Origin of the sequence: Limosilactobacillus ingluviei str. Autruche 4, assembly GCF_000312405.1 — a bacterium.
GTDB lineage: Bacteria > Bacillota > Bacilli > Lactobacillales > Lactobacillaceae > Limosilactobacillus > Limosilactobacillus ingluviei.
Window position 1 is genome coordinate 324,260 of the sequence record NZ_HE997173.1, and the last position, 26,200, is coordinate 350,459.

24 protein-coding genes are annotated in these 26,200 nt (G+C 46.5%); 22 read left to right on the forward strand and 2 right to left on the reverse strand.

Annotated features, from left to right (window positions below):
* Positions 1-7 precede the first annotated feature (7 nt).
* Genes BN54_RS01585 through BN54_RS01595 form a run of 3 tightly spaced genes read left to right on the forward strand, consistent with a single transcriptional unit; the run spans position 8 to position 3,406 of the window.
* Entirely contained in the window at positions 8-1,897 is a 1,890-nt protein-coding gene (locus tag BN54_RS01585) for an ABC-F family ATP-binding cassette domain-containing protein (protein WP_019205375.1), read from the forward strand.
* A gap of 14 nt (positions 1,898-1,911) precedes the next feature.
* Complete coding sequence (locus tag BN54_RS01590) at positions 1,912-2,874, forward strand: thymidylate synthase (protein WP_019205376.1); 963 nt, start codon at positions 1,912-1,914, stop codon at positions 2,872-2,874.
* Positions 2,875-2,884: 10 nt separating this feature from the next.
* Complete coding sequence (locus BN54_RS01595; protein ID WP_019205377.1) at positions 2,885-3,406, forward strand: dihydrofolate reductase; 522 nt, start codon at positions 2,885-2,887, stop codon at positions 3,404-3,406.
* Here BN54_RS01595 and trhA read toward each other — a convergent pair.
* Positions 3,368-4,003, reverse strand: coding sequence for a PAQR family membrane homeostasis protein TrhA (gene trhA, locus BN54_RS01600; RefSeq protein ID WP_019205378.1), 636 nt, complete (start codon positions 4,001-4,003; stop codon positions 3,368-3,370). The genes BN54_RS01595 and trhA overlap by 39 nt on opposite strands.
* A 169-nt stretch (positions 4,004-4,172) precedes the next feature.
* Here trhA and BN54_RS01605 point away from each other — a divergent pair, with 169 nt between their 5' ends.
* From BN54_RS01605 to BN54_RS01645, 9 genes are all read left to right on the forward strand, one after another.
* Positions 4,173-5,015: a DegV family protein gene (locus BN54_RS01605; protein WP_019205379.1), complete on the forward strand. Its 843-nt coding sequence runs from the start codon at positions 4,173-4,175 to the stop codon at positions 5,013-5,015.
* Between the two features lie 103 nt (positions 5,016-5,118).
* A complete protein-coding gene (locus BN54_RS01610; protein ID WP_019205380.1) occupies positions 5,119-6,027 on the forward strand; it encodes an SGNH/GDSL hydrolase family protein in 909 nt (302 codons plus the stop codon).
* Between the two features lie 9 nt (positions 6,028-6,036).
* Positions 6,037-6,618: a YpmS family protein gene (locus BN54_RS01615; RefSeq protein ID WP_019205381.1), complete on the forward strand. Its 582-nt coding sequence runs from the start codon at positions 6,037-6,039 to the stop codon at positions 6,616-6,618.
* Between the two features lies 1 nt (position 6,619).
* A complete protein-coding gene (locus tag BN54_RS01620; RefSeq protein ID WP_019205382.1) occupies positions 6,620-6,844 on the forward strand; it encodes a YozE family protein in 225 nt (74 codons plus the stop codon).
* 25 nt (positions 6,845-6,869) lie between these two features.
* Positions 6,870-7,736, forward strand: a complete 867-nt coding sequence (gene ylqF / locus BN54_RS01625; protein WP_019205383.1) for a ribosome biogenesis GTPase YlqF — start codon at positions 6,870-6,872, stop codon at positions 7,734-7,736.
* Complete coding sequence (gene rnhB / locus BN54_RS01630; RefSeq protein WP_019205384.1) at positions 7,729-8,496, forward strand: ribonuclease HII; 768 nt, start codon at positions 7,729-7,731, stop codon at positions 8,494-8,496. The genes ylqF and rnhB overlap by 8 nt, the downstream gene beginning before the upstream one ends.
* Positions 8,497-8,671: 175 nt before the next feature.
* Positions 8,672-9,544, forward strand: a complete 873-nt coding sequence (gene dprA, locus BN54_RS01635; RefSeq protein ID WP_019205385.1) for a DNA-processing protein DprA — start codon at positions 8,672-8,674, stop codon at positions 9,542-9,544.
* A gap of 93 nt (positions 9,545-9,637) precedes the next feature.
* Complete coding sequence (gene topA / locus BN54_RS01640; protein ID WP_040469686.1) at positions 9,638-11,761, forward strand: type I DNA topoisomerase; 2,124 nt, start codon at positions 9,638-9,640, stop codon at positions 11,759-11,761.
* Between the two features lie 15 nt (positions 11,762-11,776).
* A complete protein-coding gene (locus BN54_RS01645; protein WP_019205387.1) occupies positions 11,777-12,649 on the forward strand; it encodes an aldose 1-epimerase family protein in 873 nt (290 codons plus the stop codon).
* A gap of 72 nt (positions 12,650-12,721) precedes the next feature.
* Here the strand turns inward: BN54_RS01645 and plsY are convergent, their stop codons facing one another.
* Entirely contained in the window at positions 12,722-13,333 is a 612-nt protein-coding gene (gene plsY / locus BN54_RS01650; protein WP_019205388.1) for a glycerol-3-phosphate 1-O-acyltransferase PlsY, read from the reverse strand.
* Positions 13,334-13,702: 369 nt separating this feature from the next.
* On the opposite strand from plsY, the gene parE reads away from it, so the two are divergent.
* From parE to BN54_RS01700, 10 genes are all read left to right on the forward strand, one after another.
* The gene (parE, locus tag BN54_RS01655) at positions 13,703-15,661 is read left to right on the forward strand and encodes a DNA topoisomerase IV subunit B (RefSeq protein ID WP_019205389.1); all 1,959 of its coding nucleotides are present in this window, start codon (positions 13,703-13,705) and stop codon (positions 15,659-15,661) included.
* A gap of 14 nt (positions 15,662-15,675) precedes the next feature.
* Entirely contained in the window at positions 15,676-18,129 is a 2,454-nt protein-coding gene (parC, locus tag BN54_RS01660; protein ID WP_019205390.1) for a DNA topoisomerase IV subunit A, read from the forward strand.
* Between the two features lie 96 nt (positions 18,130-18,225).
* Positions 18,226-19,155, forward strand: coding sequence for a manganese-dependent inorganic pyrophosphatase (locus tag BN54_RS01665; protein WP_019205391.1), 930 nt, complete (start codon positions 18,226-18,228; stop codon positions 19,153-19,155).
* Positions 19,156-19,251: 96 nt separating this feature from the next.
* Positions 19,252-21,003 carry a LytS/YhcK type 5TM receptor domain-containing protein gene (locus BN54_RS01670; protein WP_019205392.1) on the forward strand — a complete coding sequence of 584 codons (1,752 nt, stop codon included), beginning with the start codon at positions 19,252-19,254 and terminating at the stop codon, positions 21,001-21,003.
* The gene (locus BN54_RS01675) at positions 21,000-21,734 is read left to right on the forward strand and encodes a LytR/AlgR family response regulator transcription factor (protein ID WP_040469688.1); all 735 of its coding nucleotides are present in this window, start codon (positions 21,000-21,002) and stop codon (positions 21,732-21,734) included. The genes BN54_RS01670 and BN54_RS01675 overlap by 4 nt, the downstream gene beginning before the upstream one ends.
* A gap of 356 nt (positions 21,735-22,090) precedes the next feature.
* Positions 22,091-22,525, forward strand: coding sequence for a CidA/LrgA family protein (locus tag BN54_RS01680; protein WP_019205394.1), 435 nt, complete (start codon positions 22,091-22,093; stop codon positions 22,523-22,525).
* A gap of 2 nt (positions 22,526-22,527) precedes the next feature.
* Complete coding sequence (locus tag BN54_RS01685; protein WP_019205395.1) at positions 22,528-23,259, forward strand: LrgB family protein; 732 nt, start codon at positions 22,528-22,530, stop codon at positions 23,257-23,259.
* 177 nt (positions 23,260-23,436) lie between these two features.
* Positions 23,437-23,826 carry an iron-sulfur cluster biosynthesis family protein gene (locus BN54_RS01690; RefSeq protein WP_019205396.1) on the forward strand — a complete coding sequence of 130 codons (390 nt, stop codon included), beginning with the start codon at positions 23,437-23,439 and terminating at the stop codon, positions 23,824-23,826.
* A gap of 12 nt (positions 23,827-23,838) precedes the next feature.
* Complete coding sequence (gene msrB, locus BN54_RS01695) at positions 23,839-24,273, forward strand: peptide-methionine (R)-S-oxide reductase MsrB (RefSeq protein WP_019205397.1); 435 nt, start codon at positions 23,839-23,841, stop codon at positions 24,271-24,273.
* 267 nt (positions 24,274-24,540) lie between these two features.
* Positions 24,541-26,007, forward strand: a complete 1,467-nt coding sequence (locus BN54_RS01700) for a C69 family dipeptidase (protein WP_019205398.1) — start codon at positions 24,541-24,543, stop codon at positions 26,005-26,007.
* The last annotated feature ends 193 nt before the right edge of the window (positions 26,008-26,200 follow it).

Here is a 26,200-nt window from a genome sequence, read left to right on the forward strand (position 1 = left end):
GGATCGTATGCGAACATTTCGTGCAGACAATTTAACAAGTACGTACGGCGAAAAGACCCTTTTTCGGGATGTTTCTTTACTTATTAATGAAAATGACCGGATTGGGCTCATTGGTACCAACGGAAGCGGCAAAACCAGTTTGTTGAATGTTTTGGCTGGTTTGACTGGAGCCGAGGCTGGGACGATTACTAAGCCCAATGATTATACAATTGGCTACTTGAAGCAAACGCCTGAACTAGCAGAAGACAAGCAAATTTTAGATGCGGTTTTGGCAGGGGATCAGCCAATGTTTGAAACTATTCGGCGTTATGAGCGAGCGTTAGCAGCTTATAGTGCGCACCCGCAAGATCCACAAGCCGCCGATCGCTTTACAAAGCTGCAAGGGCAAATGGATTCCCAAGACTTATGGGAAGCGGATAGTCAAATCAAAACCATTTTAACCAAATTAATGATTGACGATTGGGACCAAACCATTGGGCAACTTTCGGGAGGACAAAAGAAGCGTGTTGGCTTAGCGCAGATTTTGATTCAACACCCCGATTTACTGATTCTAGATGAACCAACCAACCATTTGGACCTCTCATCAATTGTTTGGCTGCAAGATTTCTTAGCTTCATATCGGGGAGCGGTCTTGGTGGTAACCCATGATCGCTACTTCTTGGATAACGTTACGAACCATATTTGGGAGCTTTCCTTTGGGCGCCTGTTTCACTATGATGGCAATTACCAAGCTTTTGTCCAACAAAAAGCAGAACGGGTGGAACTAGAAAATGAAGCCGAAAAGAAGCGTCAAGCCCTTTATAAGCATGAATTAGACTGGATGCGTCACGGGGCAAAAGCCCGCAGTACTAAACAAAAGGGCCGGATTAATCGCTTTAATGAATTGAAAGATTCAATTGGTAAGGTCCAAGTCGACCAAGATGTTGCTATCAGCCTGGGGGCTACCCGGCTGGGGAAAGATGTTTTAGAATTGCAGCACGCGGAATTAGCTTACGATCAACGGCCAATTCTTCATGATTTTAATTGGCTGATCCAAGGTGGCGATCGGATCGGGATTACGGGGCAAAATGGGGCCGGTAAGACCAGCTTACTGAATGTTTTGGCAGGCCGCCAAGCGCTTGATCAAGGAATTTTAAAGGTTGGGGAGACCGTTAAAATTGGTTACTATACCCAACAAACGGAAGGGATTGATCAAGACAAGCGAGTCATCAATTACCTGAGTGAAGTTGCCGAAACGGTCGTGGACAAAAATGGGGAACGAATCAGCGTCGCTAATTTGTTGGAACAATTCCTGTTTCCTCGTTTTATGCATGGAACCCTAATCCGTAAACTGTCGGGTGGTGAACAGCGTCGCTTATATTTATTGAAGATCTTGATGCAAGCACCGAATGTGTTGCTGCTAGACGAACCTACCAACGATTTGGATATTTCAACATTGACGGTGTTAGAAAATTACTTGGATCAATTCCCAGGGACAGTCATTACGGTATCGCACGATCGCTACTTCTTAAATCGGGTAGCGGATCATTTACTGATCTTTAAGGGGAACGCAGAAATAGTTCGTTATACGGGACGGTTCACGGACTATTTGGCGGCCCAAGAAAATGCTGCACCTGTTGCTGTGAAGAAAACGAGTAGTACGCCAGCTGCGACAACCACCGCTCAACAACCGAAAGTCAAAACTAAATTGACTTATGCCGAGCAATTGGAGTGGGAAAAAATTGATGATGAACTGGAAGCTTTAGATGAGCAGCGGCAAGCGATTGAAGCAGAAATGAATGCCAGCGGCGATAATTATGAAAAATTAGCTAAATTGCAAAAACAGTTAAACGATGTCACGGCCAAATATGATGAGAAGACGGCGCGGTGGGAGTATTTAAGTGAGTATGTAGACTAAGAGGTACCAAGTAAATGATGATTAATGAAAATGAACAACAATATTTAACTCTTGCGCAGTATGTTTTGGACCATGGTCATCAAAAGGGCGATCGAACGGGGACGGGAACGTTGTCCACGTTTGGATACCAAATGCGGTTTGACTTGCAAAAGGGCTTCCCGATTTTGACGACTAAAAAAGTCGCATTTGGTTTAGTGAAAAGTGAATTACTGTGGTTTTTACGTGGCGATACCAATATTCGCTTTTTGTTAGCGCACAATAACCATATCTGGGATGAATGGGCCTTTAAAAAGTGGGTCGAAAGTGATGAATACCAAGGCCCGGATATGACGGATTTTGGTCACCGGTGGTTAACGGATCCGGCTTTTAAGGCCGTCTATTTAGCTGAGAAAAAAGCTTTTTGCGAACGAATCTTGGCAGATGATGAATTTGCAGCGCGGTATGGTAATTTTGGGGATGTCTACGGGGCCCAATGGCGGCATTGGCAGACCCGGCGTGGTGAAACGATTGACCAAATCAAAAACGTCATTGAAGCCATTAAAACGACCCCAGATTCGCGACGGCTCATCGTTTCAGCGTGGAATCCAGAAGACGTTCCAGCCATGGCCTTACCGCCGTGTCATACCCTCTTTCAATTTTATGTTAATGATGGGAAGCTCTCATGTCAGCTCTACCAACGCAGTGCGGACATCTTTTTAGGGGTACCTTTTAATATTGCTTCCTATGCTTTGTTAACGCATTTAATTGCCAAGGAATGCGGATTGGCAGTAGGTGAGTTTATTCATACTTTAGGGGATGCGCATTTATACTCCAATCATTTGGATCAAATTCGTGAGCAATTAGCCCGGCCAGTCCATCAAGCTCCTCAATTGATTTTACCGGACCACCCTATGAAATTGAGTGAGTATACGCCCGCGGACATTCAATTAGCTAATTATGAACATGAAGCGGCAATTAAGGCGCCGGTGGCCGTGTAGGAGGAAAATAATGGAAATCAGTATGATTTGGGCCGAAGATGAGGCTGGCTGGATCGGTAAAGCCCAAGCGATGCCTTGGCATCTTTCGGCTGACTTAAAACATTTTAAGTCGGTTACTAGTGGTCATCCTATTATCATGGGCGCCACCACTTTTCTTTCGTTAGGTCGACGTCCGTTACCCAATCGGATGAACGTCGTGGTTACTCACCGAACCCTGACTACTGCCGGGATTGAAGTTGTCCATTCACTAACGGAGCTAAGAAACTGGTTGGCACAAGCAACAGCCGAAGAAGTTTTTATTATTGGGGGAGCTAATCTATACGCTCAAATGCTTCCTCAAGTCACGCGGTTATATCGAACTGTTATTACCGGTGACCATCAAGGTGATACCAAGGTTCCGGTAATTCCTTACCACGAATTCACCCTAGTCTCAAAAACAGCGCCCGCCAAAGAAGGGGACGCTGAGTATTCGTTTGAACTTTGGCAACGTCGATTAGACGTACAACAAGATGGTAAAGTAGATGCAAGCTGACCCGGCAATGACAAAGAAATGCCAGATAAAATGGGCACTCGGCAGTTTAAAAAGGTAGACGCCGGCGCCTAAGGTATAAATAATCCCGCCGGCTAACAATAACCAAAAGCCCGGTCGAGGGAGGGCATGCCAAAGAATCGGAAAGCAAGTCAAGCATAGCCAGCCCATTAAAATATAGATTAAGGTGGACCAAGCGCTCTTCTTTTTCAGCCAAAGACTTTTGTAGACTACCCCTGCAATTGCCAAGGCCCATTCACACCCAAAGAGGGTCCAACCTTGCCATCCCCCGATGGTTACTAAGGAAATCGGGGTGTACGAAGCAGCAATCAGCAAGAAAATCATGGCATGATCAAAGACTCGAAATACGTGTTGGGCACGCGTGTAGATCAAGGCATGAAATAAGGTTGAGGATAAAAAGAAAAGAACCAGGATGCTACCGTAGATGCTAGTGGTAACAATGCGCATTGCCCCTCCAAGCTGGGCGGCGTGGACAATTAAAATTACTAAGCCCGCGATGGCCAAGCCGGTTGCAATGCCGTGGGAAATCGCGTTGCCAATTTCAATCGGTAATGAAAGTTCATCTTTAGTTTGATGCACAGTGGTGCACTCCTTTCGGGATTTTCAATGAAATCAGGGCTAAGATTTGCTATACTAAAATTAATCTGCGGTATTGACAAATCAACTAAGTGGTTTTGATAAATCTCAGATCTAGTTTTTAAAACCACTTTAATTATACCAAAAAACATGAGGAAGTGTGGTATCTTCAATGGCAAAAGTTAAAATTGCTTGTGATTCATCGGCAGGTTTGACCGATGAGGAGATTCAAAAATATAATATCACCATCATCCCCCTTTCGGTGATGATTGATGACACCGTTTACGTAGAACGAGAAACGATCACCAATGAACAGTTTCCAGCAATGATGAAAGCAGCCAAAGCGTTGCCCAAAACTTCACAGCCACCGATTGGTAAGTTCGTCGCTGCGTTTGATCGCTTAGGTGCTGATGGTAGTGAAGTCTTATGTGTCACCATGATGGCGTCAATTTCAGGAACGGTCCACGCTGCTGAGCAAGCCGCGCAAATGACGAAGACCAAGGTGACGGTCGTTGATTGTCAGTCGACGGACCGGGGAATGGCGTTTCAAATTTTGGCAGCCGCAAAGTTGATTGAAGCCGGGGGAACCGTCGAAGAAGCAGTTGCTAAGATGGCAACGGTTCGCGATCATTCGAAGCTGTACCTGGCAATTGATAACCTTGATAATTTGGTGGCTGGGGGGCGAATCAGCAAATTTGCCGGCACCCTTTCGAGCTTATTGAATATTAAATTAATGCTAGAAGTTTATGATGGCCAGATTCACATTGCGATGAAGGGACGGGGCATCAAAGCCATTCATAAGGAATGGGACAAAATTTTAGCCCAAATGAAAGCTAAGCAAGTCAAGGCCATCGGAATTTCGCATGTACAAGCTGATCGTGAAGTTGCCCGGTTAAAAGAGCAACTGCAATCGTTGTTCCCAGAAATTCCAGTGGTAGTTCGCGAAACAGTGCCAATTATCGCTACCCACACAGGAATGGGAGCTTGTTGCTTACTGTACTATACTGAAGACTAACGCATTGAAGTGCCATTTTAACTTTGAGTTGAATGGCGCTTTTTATTTGCGTTAGGGAATATGATAGAATTAAGTTTACTGTAGAGAAACGGGAGGATGGAGCTTGAAAAAGAAAGTTTGGTGGGCAGTTTTGCTCCTGCTGCTGGTTGGGCTCGGGAGTTTAAGCATTTGGCGGATCATGCCGGAGAATAAGGAGCGATCGCAGCCTGTGCGGGTGCCTAAAACGACCCTTCGTTTAGTAGCCATCGGCGATTCTTTGACATACGGAGTCGGGGATCAAGCTAACGATGGCGGGTACGTAGGGCAAATTAAAGCGCGCTTGCAGCAACACTTGCCGAAAACAAAGGTTGTTACCAGCAATTATGGGGTGAGTGGTGATCGGTCCGATCAAATTTTAAAACGCCTCCAAAGCCAATCTCAAATGCAAGTAGATCTGCGCAAGGCGGATGTAATTGTCATGACGGTGGGGGGCAATGACCTTTTACAAACTTTGGAAAAAGAATTGTTGACGAATTCCCCTAAAAATTTACAACAGGCACTTGAGCGAGCTGGGGATACTTACCAACAAAAATTGACTACGTTGTTGCAAGCGGTCCGCCAGGAAAATTCGCACGCTCCCTTGTTTTTGTTTAGCATTTACGATCCGGTGTACGTATACTTCCCAGAGGTGCACGCCATCACGGATGGGGTTACCAAATGGAATCAAATTAGCGAGACGACAATGCAAAAATTTGGCCCGAGCTACTTTGTCAATATTGATCGTCAACTTTCTTATGGGCAGTACCAATCCGTCGCTAGTCGGGAAAAATTGGCTCAACAAGCGGCCAAGGCGAATCGCGCTTCAATTAGTCAAGCCGAAGTATTGAAAGTCATGTCGGGTCAAGGGAAAAATTTAAATCGTTATATTTCTACGAAGGACAACTTTCATCCGAACCATGCCGGCTATGGCTTAATGACTACGGCGTTATGGCGACAAATGCAGGCGCATGATAGTTTTATGTATCAGAAATGAGGGAACACTGTGAAAAATAAATGGAAACTGGCTTTTTGGACCCTCGTAGTTTTTTTAGGGCTAGGAGTGGGGGCCTTATATTTACGAGTAACCGCACCAACTGCGGTTTCGCCAGAAACACCGGCTTACCGGGCGAGCGATACTTCCGTTGAAGTAACGATGAATCGCAAGCAGGTTAATGCACTTTCGGCAAATTATCTGCAACGCTTTTTAAAGGACAGCAAGATCAAATATCGCTTTGTGGTTGGTGAAAAATACGCGACGGTGATTGGAACAACGAAAGTTTTAGGCAGCCGGGTGCAATTTGCGATGAACTTTATTCCGGAAAAAACTGCTAATGGCAATATTCGCTTAAAAGCAAAGGGCTTATCAGTGGGGCGCTTAAATTTGCCCGTTCGGATCGTCTTGGCGTACGTTAAGAAAAACTACGATTTACCAAGATGGGTGGCAATTAATCAACGCCGGCAAACAATTTTGCTAGACTTGAATAAATATAGTCAAAAACAATCGGTCCGCTATTCAGCTAAGCAATTAGACATGGCAAAGGGCCAGTTTACCTTCTTGATTACGATTCCCCAGGAGGCCAAGTAAGATGTATCGCGAGAGTTTTTATCAATTTTTAATGACCCAACGCAACCCGAATGGAGCTGACGAGGTGGAGCAATTTGCTAATAACGCTTTTTTGGACTCCGCTTTTCCGAAGCAATCACAAGATTTTACGGAGATTTCTCAATATTTGGAAGAGAATGCTGATTATTTGCCTTCTATGACCATCTTTGATGCTGCTTGGCAACAGTATTTGGCAAAGGTAGGCTAATTATTGCAAGGGAGGAACTAAAATTATGGTAGTTATTCAATGGTTTCCGGGGCACATGGCGAAAGCTTTACGGCAAATTAAAGAGCAAATGCCCCTGGTTGATATTATTTTTGAATTAGTGGATGCCCGGGTCCCGTATTCATCACAAAATCCAGAAGTGCACCGCCTGGCTGGTGATAAGCCGCGCTTATTGATTATGACGAAGACGGATTTGGCAGATCCAAAGGTGGTAAGCCAGTGGCAAAACTTTTTTGCGAAGCGGGGCCAAGTAGTATTGGCGTTGGATTCTCGGGAACGTCAGGTGGCGAAAAAAGTTACGGCAGCCGCCAAAGAAGTCCTTGCAGAGCAGTTGGCAGCCCAAGCCGCCAAGGGGATGCAAAAACGTGCCATTCGGGCAATGTGTGTGGGGGTTCCGAACGTGGGCAAGTCCACTTTACTTAACCATTTAGTCAAGCGCAATGTTGCGCAAACTGGTAATCGGCCTGGCGTTACGACGGGACAACAATGGTTGCGCTCTTCCGCTGACCTAGAATTATTAGACACGCCAGGGGTCCTGTGGCCGAAGTTTCAAAGTCAAAAGCAAGGCACCATGTTAGCTTTGTCAGGGGCAATCAAGGATAGCTTGTATGCCAAGGATGACGTGGCCTTGTTTGCTTTGGCTTACTTAAAACGGGAACGGCCCGCTGAATTAATGGCTCGCTATCGCTTGAGCGAGATGGATCTTAGTCAACCTGATCCCGACTTGCTCTTGATTATTACCCAAAAAATGGGCTTTCGGGATGACTATGATCGGGCCAGCGAACGGTTGATTTTTGAACTGCGTAAGGGGAAATTAGGGCCAATTTCCTTGGAAATTCCCGCTGATTTAAATGCGGAGGGAATCAATGAGTAAGCAAAGCATTGCCGAAATCAAAGCAGCACTACAAACCATTACGGATTTAGCTGATCCGCAGGTAGCAGTGTGGCGTGAGGATCCCCGCAAAGGCGTTCAAGCGGCCCTTGTCCAACGTGAAAAACAGTTGGCCAAATTAGCGGCGGCCCAAGCTGCCTTTGAGCGCCGTTTCTTATATGAACGCCAGCTTTGGCAGGCAGGCCACCAGTTTGTGGCGGGAATTGATGAGGTTGGCCGCGGCCCCTTAGCCGGGCCCGTCGTAACTTGTGCAGTGATCTTGAACGCTGACTTTGATTTGCTAGGGGTTACGGATTCGAAGCAACTAACCAAAAAAGAACGAGAAGAGTTATATCTGCATATTGTTGATGAAGCCGTTGAGGTTAATTTAGCCGTTAATCCAGCGCAACGGATTGATGAAATCAATATTTACCGGGCTACGCAAGAAGCTATGGTTCAAGCGGTAGCGGGTTTGCAACATCAGCCTAGCTATCTGATTGTTGACGCGGTTCCATTACCCATTAAGCTGCCTCAAACGACCTTGATTAAAGGAGATCAAAAAAGCATCAGTGTCGCCGCAGCCAGTATTGTTGCAAAGGAGTATCGGGATCACTTGATGATGCAATATGCGCAATTGTACCCTGGTTATGATTTTGATCAAAACATGGGGTATGGGACGCAAGCTCATCTTGCTGGCTTAAGGGCGCACGGGGTAACACCGATTCACCGACGTACTTTCAATCCAGTTCCTAAATTTCTTTAAAAAGATCGCAGCCTAATCCTTGTCTCCCAAGGGTTAGGCCTTTTTTAATGATTGAAAGATCAAAAAAATAAAATTAATTAGTAAAAAACGGCGAAAAAAAACGTATATATAAAGTAAGGGGGTAATTAAGCCCTAAAAAAGTGTTGTCACCTTAGCGTGACTTGGAGGAATGAAAATGGAAGCACGTGAATTTATTTATCGTCTAAGCTTAGTAACTGGGATTGGATTAGTCACAAAAACTAAGTTGTGGCAAGCTGCGCAAACGATCCAGCGCTATGATCAATTAGCAGTATTAGCGCAAGAATTTGGGCTGGATTGGGATCACACCACTGATTTAATCGCTAATTTCTATTCCCCTGCGTTAGAAGAAGCAATGGTGAAAAATGCCAAGGTTCCTAGCATTTGTTTGCTGGATGAACAATATCCGGTTCAACTCAAAGAAACGGCTACGCCACCCTTGGTTTTATATTACCAAGGTGACTTAAGCTTACTTCAAACGCCCAGTTTAGCAGTAGTTGGTTCGCGAAAACCGATTCGTTACGGGGAAATTTGCTTAGAGCAATTATTACCAGAGGTTGTAAAACAGGGGTACCCAATTGTTAGTGGGTTAGCCCGGGGAATTGACAGTTATGCCCATCAAGTGGCCCTACAACACGATGGTGGTGTGATTGGGGTAATCGGGACTGGCTTAGATCGTTATTATCCTGCAGAAAATCAAGCGTTACAATTTCAAGTCGCTAAAAAAGGGATTCTGTTAACGGAGTATCCGCTTGGCAGTAACCCCTTGCCCTACCACTTCCCGGAACGGAACCGAATCATTGCGGGGCTATGTACAGCTTGCTTGGTTGTGATGGCGCAAACTAAGAGTGGAAGCTTGATTACAGCTAATCAGGCGTTGCAAGAAAACCGCAATGTCCTAGCTGTTCCAGGTTTAATCAATATGACTTATTCAGCTGGGTGTAATCAATTAATCGCAGCGGGGGCGCGGCCGGCCTTGACCAGTACGGATTTATTGGAGGAGCTCGCCAATCCGGTGACCTCGCTTTAGGTAGTTTTGGACTAATCTAAGCCTTCGTCCCTTGACACTGGTCGGTGATTGCTTTAATAATTATGGTAAATCAAAATGATAGGAGCCGATGATTTGGCAACTAAAACTACAACCACGACCAAAAAGAAAACAACACGCAAGAAAACTACTAGTCCGCAAAAGAAGCTGGTAATTGTCGAATCGCCTTCTAAAGCAAAGACAATTGGCAAATATTTGGGCCGCAGCTATAAAGTTGTTGCTAGTTTAGGACACGTGCGTGACTTGCCAAAGAGCCGAATGGGAGTTGATGTTGAAAATGATTATCAACCTGACTACATTTCGATTCGGGGCAAGGGGGATGTAATTAAGGAATTGCGTAAGGACGCCAAAAAGGCAAAGGCGGTCTATTTGGCTTCTGACCCGGACCGGGAAGGGGAGGCCATTGCTTGGCATGTTGCCAACTTGCTGAAGATGGATCCAAACGAAAAAAACCGGGTGACTTTCCACGAAATCACTAAAGACGCCGTCAAGGATGCCTTTAAGGAACCCCGGACGATTAATATGGACTTAGTTGATGCGCAGCAAGCACGGCGGGTCTTAGACCGTTTGGTAGGGTACTCAATTTCTCCAATTCTCTGGAAAAAAGTTAAAAAGGGGCTTTCGGCCGGGCGCGTCCAGTCGGTTGCGTTAAACCTGATTATTAAACGCGAAGAAGAAATCAAAAACTTTAAACCCGAAGAGTACTGGACCTTGGACGGGACCTTTAAGAAGGGCTCAGAAGAATTTACGGCAGCCTTTTATGGTCAGAATGGCAAGAAGGAGAAGTTACCCAATCAAGCGGCAGTGCAAGCGATTTTACAAAAATTAAATCGCCAACAGCCGTTTGAAATTACGGACGTAACCAAGAAAGAACGGAAACGTCAGCCCCAACCCCCATTTACAACTTCGACGATGCAACAAGATGCCAACCGGCGCTTGAATTTCCGGACCCGGAAAACCATGATGGCGGCTCAACAGCTCTATGAAGGAATCAACATTGGGCAAGGAGCGGCCGTAGGGCTGATTACCTATATGCGGACTGATTCCACTCGGATCGCCGGAATTGCTAAGCACGAAGCGGCCCAATTTATTCACGATGAGTATGGCGCTGAGTACGCGGCAACCAAGCCGGTGAAAGGAAAGCTGCCGGAAGGGGCGCAAGATGCCCACGAAGCCATTCGGCCGACTTCGGTGCTCCGGACGCCAGCCAAAATGAAGCCATACCTAACCAGTGACCAGTATAAACTGTACAATTTGATTTGGAGCCGGTTTGTGGCTAGTCAGATGACACCAGAAGTTACGGATACGGTTAGCGCAACGGTTTCCCAAAACGGCGTTGACTTCCGGGCCAATGGGTCAAAGGTGAAGTTTCCGGGCTTTACTAAGGTTTATAAGCGGGGGCAAGAGAAGGACAATTTATTGCCTGAATTAGCAGTTCACGATGCGGTAAAGCTGGTTGGCGATAATCCAGCTCAACACTTTACCCAACCGCCAGCTCGCTATACTGAAGCCGCCTTAGTAAAGACCTTAGAAGAAAATGGGGTTGGCCGGCCATCAACGTATGCCCCAACGTTAGATACCATTCAACGGCGGTATTATGTGCGGCTAGAAGCGCGGCATTTCGAACCAACTGAGTTAGGTGAAATCGTCAACCAAATTATCGTTAAGCAGTTTCCAGAGATTGTAAACGTTAAGTTTACGGCTGAGGTTGAAGGCGACCTTGACCAAATTGAAGAAGGAAAAAAGCAGTGGGTCAGAGTGGTTGATGAGTTCTATCAACCATTTGAAAAAGAAGTTAAGACGGCCGAAGAACAGGTGGCCAAAATTGAAATGAAGGATCAATTGGCTGGCATTGATTGCGAAATTTGTGGGGCACCGATGGTCATCAAAATGAGTCGGTACGGTAAGTTTTATGCTTGCTCGCGGTTCCCTGACTGTCGGAATACGCAGACAATTGTTAAAGATACGGGGATTACTTGCCCAACTTGTCACCAAGGCACGGTGGTTGAGCGAAAGTCAAAGAAAAACCGCCTCTTTTATGGTTGCTCACGTTACCCAGATTGTGAGTTCGTTTCTTGGGATCGTCCTGTTGGCCGGGATTGCCCGAAGGATGGCCATTTCTTAGTTGAAAAGAAGGTGAAGGGCGGTAAGCAGGTTGTGTGTCCAAACGGGGACTATGAAGAACCAATGCAAAAATAAGCGAGGATTCAGAAAATGATTGAACTTAAGAATGAACAGCTTAAAGTCCAAATCAATCCCCTGGGGGCTGAAGTGCACAGTGTTCAGTACCAAGGGCGGGAGTATTTGTGGCAAGGGGACTCAGCCAGTTGGGGCCGGCAAGCCCCCAACCTCTTTCCGATTGTCGGACGCTTAAAGGACAATGTTTATCGTTACAAAGAGCAGGAATATACTTTGACGCAACATGGGTTTGCACGGGACATGGAATTTACGGTTTTGAGCCAGACGGCCACCCAAGTGTGTTTACAGCTCCAAAGCAATTCCACCACGCGGCAACGGTATCCGTTTGAATTTGATTTTCGGGTTACGTATCAATTGCAAGCGCGGCAGCTGCAAGTCCGGTATGCTGTTAAAAATCCGAGTGAAAAAGCCACGATGCTGTATTCATTAGGCGCTCACCCTGGCTTTCGGGTGCCATTGACGACGGCTGGTGAATTTGAGACCACTTATGTTAGTGTTTCGCCAGCGCAAGTTTATGGTCAGGTTCATCTGGTTGGGCCGCATAGTGATCTGGCACACTTGGACCGGTTAGATTTTACGAAAGCAATGGCTCTGCGCCACGATTTATTTGTTAACGATGCGTTAATTTTAGCAACAGCCGGGCAACCAACTACGGTTACATTGACGGAGCAAGCCAGTGGTCATGGGCTTCAAGTAATTAATCATGATGCCCCGTATGTTGCGCTGTGGTCTGCTTATCCCGCTCAGGGTGATTTTGTGTGCGTTGAAAGTTGGTGGGGGCTCGCGGACTCCCTCACCAGCGATGGTCAACTGGTTAACAAGGCGGCCATTCTACGCCTTGCGCCAGGTTTAACCAATCACCATCAGTATGAAGTGGCGTTCTTCTAAATTTTCAATTAATCCCAATGTAAAAAGGATTGTTACTGAGGCCAGCTCGAGTAACAATCCTTTTGTTTAGGCTTATTTTCTTTTGGTGCGTAGATAATGTCCTAAGCCAAAATTAACCATGGCCTCCTGGCCACGCAAGATTCGACCAATATTTGCTTTATGGCGGTAAAAGACAACTGCCGTTAAAATACCAGCGACGGTTGCTAAAATCCAATCATGGAGGAACAAGGCGATGATAAACATTGCCGAAATACCAACAAGACTAGCCATGCTGGCCATACTCGTCAACAACAAGGTACCAACAAAAATGCTGGCGGCCAGGGCAAAGAGGCCAGGATTATAAGCAAGTAAGATCCCCGCGCTAGTAGCGACTGCTTTTCCCCCGTGAAAATGATCAAAGATCGAGACTGTATGACCGAGTGAGGCAAATAGCCCAATTAGTAAGGGATTAACGGGGCTGTGCAGTAGATAGGGTTGGCTAGCTGCTAAGGTCCCCTTTAAGATGTCCATGAATAAAACGACCAGCCCGGCTTTAAAGCCTAAGACCCGGAAAGTATTGGTGGTCCCAATATTACCGCTGCCTTCTTTGGTAATGTCACGATGATAGAATATTTTTCCAATCCAAAGTCCCGAAGGAATCGAGCCTAGTAAGTAGGCAATGAGCGCCATTAACAAGATTTGCATTTCAAAACTCCCTTTAAATCGACTGATGAAGCTGGTTCATCATTGGTTCTATTAATAGAACACATACTTTGTAACTATACCATGCTTACGACTAACAAGCTACTAAGGCTCCAATAAATCGCTGATTAAGGCCAACCGTACTGGTGACTTGCTTTGTGATTATTCCTAAAAACCAGAATATACGTTCTTGATCCGTGATGATTAAAGGTAATTAAGAAGCTTTTGCAACCCGCAGGCGCGGAAAACTTCCCTTTAGGCTTTGCAACAAATGTTTGACAAGGCAGCTTTTTTTCGCGTATGCTAGTAATTGTGATTTTAACGCACGGGCATAATTTTTGCCAAGCGCCGGGCGTAAAGGAGTTGACGAGAATGGCAACGCAAAATTATGATGAGTCCTCGATTAAAATTTTAAAGGGCTTAGAGGCCGTCCGAAAGCGGCCCGGGATGTATATCGGTTCCACCGACACCCATGGTTTGCACCATTTGGTTTATGAAATTTTGGATAATGCCGTTGACGAAGCTTTATCCGGTTTTGGGGATGAAATTGCTGTTACGATTGAAAAGGATAATGCAATTACCGTGCAAGACCATGGTCGGGGGATGCCGGTTGGAATGCACCCAAGTGGCAAGCCAACCCCGGAAGTAATTATGACCGTCCTACACGCTGGGGGTAAATTTGGCCAAGCTGATGGCTATAAGACTTCAGGGGGCTTGCACGGGGTTGGGGCCTCCGTAGTTAATGCGTTATCGGCTTCATTAACCTTAACGATTGTCCGGGACCATATCCGCTACCGGGAGGTTTTTACCAATGGTGGTCAGCCCGTTGGGACCCTTGAGAAAGTTGGTAAGACGCGCGCAGGCAGTGGAACGACCGTGACTTTTAAGCCGGATCCAGCCATTTTCTCTACCACGGTCTACGACTACAATACGTTGGCAATTCGTTTGCGAGAAGCGGCCTTTTTGCTAAAAGGGGTTAAGCTCTCGCTTACGGATAAACGACCAGGCCAAGAGAAAAGCGAAGTTTTCCAGTACGAACACGGCCTGGAAGATTTTGTTGCGTATTTGAATGAAGGTAAGGATACCTTGGGGCAGACCTTGGCGTTTACCGGCAAGATTGACGGGATGGAAGTTGACGTAGCCGCGCAATACAATGATGGCTACTCAGAAAACGTCCTGTCTTTTGTTAACAACGTGCGGACCCCGGGTGGTGGGACGCATGAAGCAGGATTTCGCAATGCTTGGACCAAGTCGTTTAACGAATTTGCGCGTAAAATTGGCTTGTTAAAGGAAAAAGACAAAAACTTGGAAGGCAGCGACGTCCGGGAAGGATTAACCGCTGTAATTTCGGTGCGGGTTCCGGAAAAGTACCTTCAATTTGAGGGGCAAACCAAGGATAAATTGGGGACCCCGGAAGCGCGAAAAATTGTGGATGCTGTGGTTAGTGAGCAATTAGGCTATGCCTTAATGGAAAACGGTGAATTTGCCCAGGAATTGATTAAGAAGGCCATTAAAGCTCGGCAGGCCCGGGAAGCGGCGCGTAAGGCCCGAGACCTTTCGCGGAATGGAAAAAAGCGGGGGAAAAAAGAGCGGAATCTGTCTGGTAAGTTGACGCCGGCCCAATCAAAGAACGCCAAGAAAAATGAACTCTTTTTGGTTGAAGGGGATTCGGCCGGTGGAAGTGCCAAGCAAGGCCGGGATCGGAAGTTCCAAGCGATCTTACCTCTGCGGGGGAAGGTTTTAAATACCGAGAAAGCCAAATTAGATGATGTTTTGAAAAATGAAGAATTGAATACGATCATCTACACGGTTGGCGCTGGGGCAGGTAATGACTTTGAGGTTGCCGATGCAAATTATGACAAGATAATTATTATGACGGACGCCGACGATGATGGTGCGCACATTCAAATTTTGCTGTTGACCTTCTTTTACAAGTACATGCGGCCAATGATTGAGGCTGGGAAGGTCTACATTGCCTTGCCACCGCTTTACCGCTTGCAAACTGGCAAGGGGGCCAAAACCAAGGTTGAATATGCTTGGACCAACGATGAACTTACGGCGTTGACGAAACAGCGTCGGGGCGGCTCGCTTCAACGTTTTAAGGGGCTGGGAGAAATGAACGCGGACCAATTGTGGGAAACGACGATGAATCCTGAAACCCGGACTTTGATTCGGGTCCGGATTGAAGATGCCGCCCTAGCCGAAAAACGCGTTACGACTTTGATGGGGAACAAAGTTGAACCACGCCGGGAATGGATTGAAGAGAATGTTCAGTTTGCCGTTGCTGATGACCAAGCTGCGGATCGACTGGTTGAAGAAACGTTAAGCTAGAAAGGAAGTCACCATTGGAAACACGAATTGAAGAACGGACATTGGAAGATTTAATGGGGGACCGCTTTGGGCGCTATTCCAAGTCCATCATCCAAGAACGGGCCTTGCCAGATATTCGCGATGGCTTAAAGCCCGTGCAACGACGAATCTTATTTGCAATGAACAAGGATGGCAATACCTTTGACAAGGGCTTTCGCAAGTCAGCCAAGTCCGTTGGGAACGTCATGGGGAATTTTCACCCCCACGGGGATTCCTCAATTTATGAAGCCTTGGTGCGCCTTAGCCAAGATTGGAAGCTGCGCGAACCCTTGATTGAAATGCACGGGAATAATGGGTCCATGGACGGTGACCCAGCCGCTGCGATGCGTTACACGGAGGCCCGGTTAAGCAAGATCAGCAATTTGATGTTGCAAGATATTGATAAGGAAACGGTCCCGATGACGTTGAACTTCGATGATACTGAAAAGGAACCGGTGGTTTTACCGGCGCGGCTCCCGAATCTCTTCGTCAATGGCGCAACTGGAATTTCAGCTGGTTACGCAACGGAAATTCCGCCCCATAATTTAGGCGAACTAATTGAGGCGTTGATTTATCTGTTGGCGCACCCGGCGGCAACCACGACTGATTTAATGGAATTTGTACCGGGGCCCGATTTTCCAACCGGTGGCATTGTCCAAGGCCGCGATGGGATCAAAAAGGCTTACGAAACCGGGCGGGGTAGGATTGTTGTGAGGGCCAAGACCGCCATTGAAGAGCTGCGGGGGGGCCGTCAACAAATTGTCGTGACGGAAATTCCGTACGAAGTTAACAAAGCCCAACTGGTTAAACGCATCAATGACCTCCGCTTGAACAAGAAAGTGGAAGGCATTGCCGATGCCCGCGACGAAACAGACCGCAGTGGGTTGCGGATTGCCATTGAATTGAAGAAGAATGCAAATGCCGATGGGATTTTAAATTACTTGCTTAAAAATACCGACTTGCAGATTAATTACAACTTCAATATGGTGGCGATTGACAATCACCGGCCGGTGCGGGTTGGTTTAAAGCACTATTTAGCTGCGTACTTGGCCTACCAGAAAGAAGTGATTACCCGGCGAACCACTTTCAAACAGAAAAAAGCCCAAGAACGGTTGCACATTGTTGAAGGGCTGATCAAGGCCCTGTCAATTTTAGATCAGGTTATCCACACGATTCGCGGCAGTCACAATAGGGCGGATGCGCAAACTAATTTGGTGGCTACGTATGGTTTTACCACCGCTCAAGCTAGTGCGATTGTCGCTTTACAGCTGTATCGGTTGACGAATACGGACGTAACGGCGTTGGAAAAGGAAGCTACGCAGTTGCAAGCGGCATTGGATCAGTATCAATTGATTTTGACTGAGCCGAAGGAACTTAATAAGGTCTTGCGACAAGAATTAAGGGCGGTAAAAAAAGAATTTGCCACGCCACGTCAAACCCAAATTGAAGCGGAAGTTGAGAAACTCACGGTGGACACTAAAGTAACCGTTGCGGATGAAGATGTGATTGTAATGGTCTCAGCAGCGGGTTACATTAAACGGACCAGTATCCGCAGCTTTAATGCATCACCATTAGCAGAAAATGGGCTGAAGGAAGACGACTATCCGCTGCTCATTAAGCCAACCACGACGTTGGCACATCTCTTTGTCTTTACCAGCTATGGGCACTTGATTTACCGCCCGGTCCACGAGTTGTTTGATGCTAAATGGAAAGAAACTGGAGAACACCTGTCACAAACGATCGGCCTCGGCAGTGATGAGACGATTGTAACGGCCCACCTGTTTAATGACTTGAAACAACCAGGGAACTTTATCTTTGCAACTAGTGATGGGCAAATCAAACAGGTTAACTTTGCTGAGGTAGTACCAGGGGCGCGGTATAAGAATCATGCCAGCCAAATTATGAAATTACGCGGTTCGGCAACCTTAGTTAATGCTCTGTACACTGATCCGACCAGAGCAGAGCAAAGCCTTGTTGCAATTAGCCAAACCGGGTATGCCCTGCGGTTTGCAGTTGATGAGGTACCAAGTCAAGGGCTCCGGACGGCCGGTGTGCGCGCAATCAACTTAAAGGAGGATGACCAGTTGGCGAATGTGGCTTTGGCGGCCCCGACGGATCGGATCGCCTTGGTTACGCAACGGGGATCCTACAAGGCAATGGCAGTTAGTGAATTAGAATTGGGCACGCGGGCCCGGCGTGGCAATTTGATTTTGCACCGCCTTAAGAACGCCCACTTAGTACGGGACTTCTTGACGTACCCGGCTGACTTTACCGGGACCTTAGAAATTGTGACCGATCGTCCAGTGCGCCAAGATGTGCAGGTCGCTGATCACCATCTGGGGTCGGCTAAGTCCAATGGGTCATTTGTAATTGATGATGAGAGCCAAGGCCAGCCAGTTCGTTTGCTTGTTAAGCCCGTCGTAGCAACGAATGAAGCGAGCCTGGTGTAGAAAAAATTCGCTGACCCCTGTTGATGAGGGTCAACACGTGATATGATAAAGTTATTCGGGTGCACGTGCACCAAATTTGGAGGAGGAATCCGCAAGATGAGTAAAGAATTAGTATTTGGACACCAAAAGCCTGACACCGATACGATTGCTGCGGCAATGGCGTACTCGTACTACCAAAATCAATTGGGGTATGAAACGGAAGCGGTAGCCTTGGGCGAACCAAATGATGAAACAACGTTTGCTTTGAAGGCCTTTGATCTGGCTGCGCCACGGGTGATTAAGACGGCGGCTAATGAAGTGGACAGTGTTATGTTGGTCGACCACAACGAACCACAACAAAGTGTTGCCGATATTGACCAAGTGGCAGTCAGCCACGTCATTGATCACCACCGGATTAACGGCTTTAATACGGCGGCGCCACTGTACATGAATGTCCGGCCATATGGCTGTGTCAGCACGGTCTTATACGAAATGTTTAACGAAAAGCACATTGCTATTCCAGCTGATTTGGCGGGTATGATGCTTTCGGCGATTATTTCTGATACGTTGTTATTGAAGTCCCCGACGACGACGGACCACGATAAGGAAGCCGTGGAAGGTTTAGCGAAGTTGGCTGGGGTTGACTACGAAGAATATGGTCTGCAAATGTTAAAGGCCGGTACAAACTTAGCAGCTAAGTCAGATAACGATATTGTTGATGGCGACGCCAAGAGCTTTGAAATGGGGGACTTGACCTTGCGGATTGGTCAAGTCAACACCGTCGACTTAGCGGATGTCTTTGCTCGTCAAGCTGACTTGGAAAAGGCCATGCAAGCTTTGATGGACGCAAATGGTTATGACACCTTTGTGCTGATTGTTACCAACATCTTAAACAGCGATTCGGACCTCTTGATCTTAGGAAAGGATGCGGCCAAGGTCGCCCAAGCCTTTGGGAAGGAACTGGCTGCCAACAACCGGATCAACCTGCCAGGGGTCGTTTCCCGTAAGAAGCAAGTCGTTCCACCACTGACGGCAGCCTTCGCTTAAATCGAATGCTAATCTGAGCTTAAAAAAGCCGGGAAATTGAAATCGGTCCCCGATCTCAATTTCCCGCTTTTTGCCTAATAAGGGGAAAGCACCACCATGAATCTTTCAATTTTAGTCGCTGAACAAGTCGGATTGGTTATTTTATTGGCGTTTGCGTTGGTTAACATTCCTGCTTTTCGACGGATGTTAGTGGTTTCTAATTGGCAAAGTCAGTTAGGGCTGTGGTTGATCTTTGCCACCTTTGCGGTCATCTCGAATCTAATTGGGGTGCTGATTGCACCAGACAACCAAATTATTAAACGAACGCTGTTGCTCTCCATTCCCCAAGGTTACTCAGTCGCTAACGTCCGGATCTTAACCGTAACAGTAGCCGGGATTGTGGGGGGACCGTTGGTAGGCGGCGGGGTTGGTTTGACTGCCGGAATGTTTCGGGCCTTTCAAGAAAGTTTCAGTCCAGAGGCCATGTTTTATATTCCCAGTACCCTCTTGATCGGGATTCTCTCAGGCTTCTTTTACGACCAACGGCGGCAACGTTTTTCTCCCTTAAAAGCCCTCAACGGTTTTTTTATTGGTTTGCTGATGGAATCAATTCAAATGACCTTTGTCTTACTATTTAGTCCCACGGGATGGACCTTGGTTAAATTTATTGGTTTGCCGATGATTGTCATCTCAGCCTTGGGGACCTCGGTCTTTTTATCGATCATTCGCCTCTTTTTCCAGCAAGAACTGGCGGCCCAAGCGGCGCAAACCAGGACGGTTTTGAATCTGGCTTTGAGCACCCTCCCCGTTTTTCAGCACGGTTTTACTACCGCAGCCGCGCAAACGGTCGTGCATTTGATTATTAAGTACACTACTTTTGATGCCGTTAGTATTACTGACCGCCACCGGATTTTAGCCTTTGAAGGCGTCGGAAGCGATCATCATAAAGTCGATCAAAAGATTGCAACGGACTTGTCCTACCGGGCAATGCGCGAAGAAATGGTTGAAATTGCCGATACCCAGGCCGCGATCGGTTGTCAGCACCCAGACTGTCCCCTGCAATCGGCCGTGGTGGTTCCGTTGATTGCAGGGGGTGAGACGATTGGAACGCTGAAATTGTATTATGCACAACGGTGGCGATTAACGCCGGTCGAAGTCCAACTAGGAACCGGGATTGGCCAAATCCTATCGACGCAGATCATGCTGGGAAAGGCGAGTTACCAAACGGAACTGCTTCGGGATGTTGAGATCAAATCACTGCAATCCCAAGTGAATCCGCATTTTTTCTTTAACGCCATTAACACCATTGTGGCAGTCATGCGTCGGGATCCAGACCAGGCGCGTAAGCTATTGTTATCGCTAAGTACCTATTTCCGGGATAATTTAATGGGAGCGCGCGAGACGCTGATTCCATTGGCGCAGGAATATGAACACGTGCAAGCTTACCTGGCCCTGGAACAAGCCCGGTTTCCCGGTAAATACGAAGTAACTTTTTCAACCTACCCGCCGGCCGCGTTGATTCCGCCGTTTTCAATTCAAGTGTTAGTCGAAAACGCGATTCGCCATGCTTTTGGCCAACGTAAGCAAGGCAATAAAGTTACGGTGACGGTTCGCCAATTGGCAGATGAATTAGCAATTTCCGTGGCTGACAATGGGCAGGGGATTGATCCAGCACAATTACCGAAATTGGGACAGGAAGTGGTTACCTCGGCAAATGGCAGTGGGACCGCGCTGCAAAACCTTAATGAACGCCTGCATGGTCTTTATGATCCGCATACGGGGTTAAAGATCAAGACTAGTCCCAACGGAACAACGGTAATGATGAGAATTCCGTATCAAACTCGCGAAGGGAGGCCAAAAGAGGGATGAAAATATTGATTGTTGATGATGAACCGTTGGCGCGCAGTGAACTACACTTTTTAGCGGCTGAGCATCCGGCCGTTACTACGATTTTTGAAGCCGAAGGAGTCATGGAAGCCGATACGATCATGAATGAAAAGCACCCAGATCTAGTTTTTTTAGATATTAAATTAGGGGATGGAAACGGCATGGCACTAGCCAAACGGTGGAAACGGGCCAGTTTTCAGCCTGCCGTAATCTTTGCAACGGCTTTTGACCAGTATGCTTTAGATGCTTTTGAGGCCGACGCCTTGGATTATATTTTGAAACCATTTGATGAAGATCGGATTAACGAAGCGATTGACCGAATTTTACGTTTGCGTGGCAAAGGCCAGGAAACCAATAAAAACTATCCAACGGGGCAACCCAATCCCCGGTTGTCGGTTACGGTTGAAGACCGCACGATGGTGATTTTAAAGGCAGAAATTTGTTATCTAGAAGCCCAAGGGGGAAACGTGTATCTTCACCTAACCAATTCGAAAGAAATTGTCAGTCGCCAAACTTTGACCAGTTTAATGGAACAGTTAGATGCGCAACATTTCTTACGCGTGCACCGTTCATACGTGGTAAATTTAAATCAAATCAGCGAATTGCAACCAGCTTCGAATCACACCTATGAACTAACGATGGCTGAAGGTAGTAAAGTGCCAGTCAGTCGGTCGTTTGTGGCAGATTTGAAAACCGCAATCGGTTTACATTGAAACCGCTTTCTTTGAATGATTGTTCACATAGTGGCAACTAACGCGTAAAGGGCTTATTAACAGTCACCGTTCTTGGGGAACGGTGACTTTTTTACGATAATTTGATCAATTTTGAACAATTTTAAAGGCACTTTAAGTGAAAAATATGGCATCTCAAGTCAAACCAAGGGCACTTGACCTTAAATTTGGGTCGTTCCATGCGAAAAGTCCCGCAAACCCTTGAAACCTGGCTATAATGTAATTGTTATCTGAGCGAAATAATAAATTGGTTTTGTTTGAAAAAGGTTCTGTAGATATCGTTTTTGCTATTATTTTTCGCTCGGGCAGAACCGCATGTTTGAGAGGAGGATATCGTTATGGAAAAGAAGCAGCCGGAAAAGAAGGCCGCCCCAATTCTGGTTCAAATGGGGATCTTTGCGGCAATTCTTTTTGTTTCCGCTTTAATTTCCAGTCTGTTCCCAAAGAGTTTTGTTGTCCCAACCCCGTTAATCGGGATGATCATTTTATACATTCTGTTGGCAACGCACATTGTGAAGTTGGAACAAGTTGAAAAATTTGGGGACCTCATGATTAGTTTGATTGCCTTCATGTTCGTTCCATCCGGGGTTCAATTAGCCGGGAGTTTGGACTTGATGAAGCGCGAAGGTTTACAAGATATCATCGTGTCTGTTTTGGCAACGATCATCATTTTGGTTGTAATTGCCTACGTTGGTGCATTAGTAATTAAGATTCACCAAAAGCTAACTGGCCGGGTGGATGACGATGAAGAAACTGAAAAGGGGGCTAACTAATCATGGCTGCAACATTAGCATTACCATTTACGGGGATTTTCATCTCCATCCTCGTTTACTTGATTGGGCAATGGCTGTTTGACAAGACCAACGGTTTCTTCCTGTTCACGCCACTGTTGGTTGGGATGGTCTTGGGGATTGTTATTTTAATGATCTGGGCAAAGATGACGGGCTCCACGACGGCGGCCGTTTACAAGACCTACTACAAGCCGGGTGGTGACATTATTTTCTGGTTCTTAAACCCAGCTACGATGGCCTTTGCCATTCCACTGTACCGGCGTAACGACGTCTTTAAGAAGTACTGGTTAGACTGTGTCATTGCTTTGTTTGTCGGTGGGTTTGTTTCCCTGTTTGGGATTCACGCCGTGGCTAAGCTGTTCGGTCTGTCCGCAACTTCAACGGCCGCAATGATGCCACAAGCTGCTACGACGGCCGTGGCAATGCCAATTGCCCAAGGGATTGGCGGGGATCCAGCCGTAACGGCGATGGCATGTATCTTAAACGCCGTGGTTATCTACGCCTTAGCTGAATTCCTGATCAAGGTCTTCCGCTTAAAGCAAATCCCAAAGGTTGGGACCGGGCTGGGGCTTGGTTCCGCTGGGCACACGGTTGGTTCGGCCAAGGCCGTTCAACTTGGTTCTGTCCAAGGGGCCATGGCAGCCGTGGCGGTGGTTATCATCGCCGTAGCAATGGACATTGTGGTGCCAATTTACGCCAACTTGTTCTTGCATTAATTCCTGCCGCTTCGGCGGTTCCTCAGTGAGGATGTCAGTTGATTGAATTCATACGTTAGCGTGGCAAAAGCGGGATCCAACCGGGTCTCGCTTTTGTTTTATTCAAGCAAATTATTGTTACTTTTTGTAAGCAGCGGTTATACTAAAAGCATTCAAACTAGAAAGGCAGGGATGAGGATGTATTTGAATGTTACCCCCGCCGCCCAAGCGCGGCTCGCACGTTATTTGTCACCCCAAAAGAAGTTGATTTTGGATTTTGACGATGGAGTGGGACCGTTCTCGGCGTTGGGAAATTGCTCGCTAGACGTGAACTTTAAGCTGATCTTGGTGGACCAAGCAATGGCCTTGCCTGATTTTGACGCTCATTTTAGCTCAAACATCGGTGAGGTTTACTATAAGGGTTATGCCAAGCCCCAGTACGCTGAGTCAATGACTCTGGATTTTGAGGCCACCTACTTTACCTTGCCACTTAAATCCCCCCATGGCTTGTTAAGTGATAATGTTGAAGTTGTTGATTTATCTACGGACTCGGTAGCCCCAACGATGCTAGGCACCCATGATTGTTGAGGAGGAAGAGTGATGGTGAAGTTTGATAAGCAAGCCCGGTTGGCCCAACTAACGCCGCTCCAATACGAAGTGACCCAACATGCGGCAACGGAGCGCCCTTTCACGGGTGAGTACGACCAGTGCTTTGCAGCTGGTATTTATGTTGATGTGGTTAGTGGCGAACCATTGTTTTCATCTTTAGATAAATATGATGCCGGGTGCGGGTGGCCCGCGTTTACCAAACCCTTGGTGAAGTTAAAAGAACGGCGGGATCAATCTTTTGGCATGGAGCGGACTGAGGTGAAAAGTCCCCAGGCGGCCTCACACTTAGGGCATGTCTTTTGTGATGGCCCAGTTGACAAAGGGGGCTTACGGTACTGTATTAACTCGGCGGCGCTGCGTTTTATCCCCAAGGAACAACTGCAGGCTGCTGGGTACGGCGAATACCTAACCTTGTTTGAATCGTGATTTCTGTGAAAATTAAATTTACGGTGAATACCTCCGCTTATTCACGTTAGGGTTAAGCTTCTGAACGTGAATAAGCGGTTTTTTATATTCGTAGCATTCTAAAAGTGAACATACTGAAATTTGATTGTTTGGTAAGGTTTGATAATAATTGTGATCATTTCTTTGTTATATCATTCTAATTAAAATCATTTTATCAATTTGACACCCTTGATTTATTAACGTTAAAATTAAAAATGTAAGCGTTGTTTTAAAAAGGGGGGTAAAATAATGAAACGAATGCAATTGTTAACGGGAATCATGGCCGCTGGACTCACACTTGGGCCAGTAATTTCGGCTCGCGCTTGTACAACGGTTTTGGTGGGAAAGGATGCCAGTCAAGATGGTTCGACGCTGATTGCGCGCAACGAAGATGTCGATACGGCTTGGGCCAAGCATTTTGTGGTTCACCCGGCTACTTCCAACGGGCCAACCGAATACGTTTCAAAGGATAATGGTTTTAAAGTCACGGTACCTGGGGCTGGTTTGCGATATACGGCAACCCCGGATTGGCAGCAAAAGGATGGGCAGGATCAATTCAGTGAAGACGGCATTAACTCCGCTAACGTGGCAATGAGTGCAACTGAATCCGGCACGACCAATAAAAAGGCCCAGAAAGCAGATCCGTTTGTGAAGGATGGGATTGCTGAAACTTCAATGGTTGATGTGGTTTTGCCATACATTCATTCAGCCAAAGAAGGGGTTGAATACCTTGGCAAGATTGTTGAAGAAAAAGGGTCCGCGGAAAACAACGGGGTTATTTTCAGTGATAAAAATTCCATTTGGTATATGGAAATCGGCTCTGGTCACACTTGGGCGGCCGTACGGGTGCCCAACGACAAATATGCGGTCATTGCCAATCAAACCTCAATTGGGACTCTAAAATTAAACGATCATGCTAACTACTTGGCCTCACCAGGCTTGGCCAAGTTTGTTAAACGCCATCATCTCGCTCAAGTAACGCAGAATCGGGTCAACTATGCGCAAGCCTTTGGAATAAATAATAAGTTGGACGCGACCTATAATTGGCCTCGGGTTTGGGATGGTCAGCGCTTATTAACGCCTAGCAAAAAGCAGAGCATTAAGCAACATGATTTGGCCCTCTTTATGAAGCCTGATCAAAAAATTTCAGTTGCCACGGTCCAACGAGTCTTAGCTTCGCATTTTAACGGCACTAAATATGATTCTAATGGCAAATGGGTCGGGGGCTACCGGCCGATCAACGTGCCGACCGACGTCGAGTCGCACATTTTGCAGATTCGCAATGATGTGCCAGCGGAGATAGCAGGTGTGCAATGGTTAGCCATGGCATCACCGGCCACCAGTGTGTATGTACCGTTCTATACGAATGTAAATACAACGCCTTACCAGTATCAAAGCGGCACTGATCAACCTGATCAAAGCTCTGACTACTGGACGTATAAGCTAACCCGGGTGTTGACGGATCCATACCGGAATAAATTAATTAACAAAGATGTACGTCCGGCGCAAAAGAAATTGAACCACCAACTACAGGTCAACCTAAAGCAAAGTGACCAAATCGCGCAACAGTTAACCGGGAGCGCATTAAGCGATTACTTAGCCCAACAAAATCAACAAAATGCGGATTTAGCTCAGAATACCTTTGAAAAGCTGAATCAAAAATTGATTGTTGACTCCAGTCGGCAAACTAAAATTGTCCATCACCAAGATCTTTAAGCTTACTTTGGAGTTTCGGTTATCTGATGATTCTTTAATATCTTACTAAAAATAAGGATCTTCTTGAAAAAACATGACAAAAAGTACCGCTTGCTCAGTTAGTCAGAAAAAATTTAAAGCTTTTTTAGCGAAGATGGTAGCGCTTACAGATATAGTGTGATATTATAAATTCACAAGGTTAAATGATGCTAAT

Excerpts from the sequence above, each read along its gene's own strand:
- BN54_RS01665 (WP_019205391.1), top strand. The coding sequence starts at position 18,226 with ATGAGTAAAGAATTAGTATTTGGACACCAAAAGCCTGACACCGATACG.
- BN54_RS01690 (WP_019205396.1), top strand. The coding sequence starts at position 23,437 with ATGTATTTGAATGTTACCCCCGCCGCCCAAGCGCGGCTCGCACGTTAT.
- BN54_RS01645 (WP_019205387.1), top strand. The coding sequence starts at position 11,777 with ATGATTGAACTTAAGAATGAACAGCTTAAAGTCCAAATCAATCCCCTG.
- BN54_RS01590 (WP_019205376.1), top strand. The coding sequence starts at position 1,912 with ATGATGATTAATGAAAATGAACAACAATATTTAACTCTTGCGCAGTAT.
- ylqF (WP_019205383.1), top strand. The coding sequence starts at position 6,870 with ATGGTAGTTATTCAATGGTTTCCGGGGCACATGGCGAAAGCTTTACGG.
- BN54_RS01680 (WP_019205394.1), top strand. The coding sequence starts at position 22,091 with ATGGAAAAGAAGCAGCCGGAAAAGAAGGCCGCCCCAATTCTGGTTCAA.
- msrB (WP_019205397.1), top strand. The coding sequence starts at position 23,839 with ATGGTGAAGTTTGATAAGCAAGCCCGGTTGGCCCAACTAACGCCGCTC.
- BN54_RS01585 (WP_019205375.1), top strand. The coding sequence starts at position 8 with ATGCGAACATTTCGTGCAGACAATTTAACAAGTACGTACGGCGAAAAG.
- BN54_RS01670 (WP_019205392.1), top strand. The coding sequence starts at position 19,252 with ATGAATCTTTCAATTTTAGTCGCTGAACAAGTCGGATTGGTTATTTTA.
- dprA (WP_019205385.1), top strand. The coding sequence starts at position 8,672 with ATGGAAGCACGTGAATTTATTTATCGTCTAAGCTTAGTAACTGGGATT.
- BN54_RS01620 (WP_019205382.1), top strand. The coding sequence starts at position 6,620 with ATGTATCGCGAGAGTTTTTATCAATTTTTAATGACCCAACGCAACCCG.
- BN54_RS01685 (WP_019205395.1), top strand. The coding sequence starts at position 22,528 with ATGGCTGCAACATTAGCATTACCATTTACGGGGATTTTCATCTCCATC.
- rnhB (WP_019205384.1), top strand. The coding sequence starts at position 7,729 with ATGAGTAAGCAAAGCATTGCCGAAATCAAAGCAGCACTACAAACCATT.
- plsY (WP_019205388.1), bottom strand. The coding sequence starts at position 13,333 with ATGCAAATCTTGTTAATGGCGCTCATTGCCTACTTACTAGGCTCGATT.
- BN54_RS01675 (WP_040469688.1), top strand. The coding sequence starts at position 21,000 with ATGAAAATATTGATTGTTGATGATGAACCGTTGGCGCGCAGTGAACTA.
- BN54_RS01595 (WP_019205377.1), top strand. The coding sequence starts at position 2,885 with ATGGAAATCAGTATGATTTGGGCCGAAGATGAGGCTGGCTGGATCGGT.
- BN54_RS01605 (WP_019205379.1), top strand. The coding sequence starts at position 4,173 with ATGGCAAAAGTTAAAATTGCTTGTGATTCATCGGCAGGTTTGACCGAT.
- parE (WP_019205389.1), top strand. The coding sequence starts at position 13,703 with ATGGCAACGCAAAATTATGATGAGTCCTCGATTAAAATTTTAAAGGGC.
- BN54_RS01700 (WP_019205398.1), top strand. The coding sequence starts at position 24,541 with ATGAAACGAATGCAATTGTTAACGGGAATCATGGCCGCTGGACTCACA.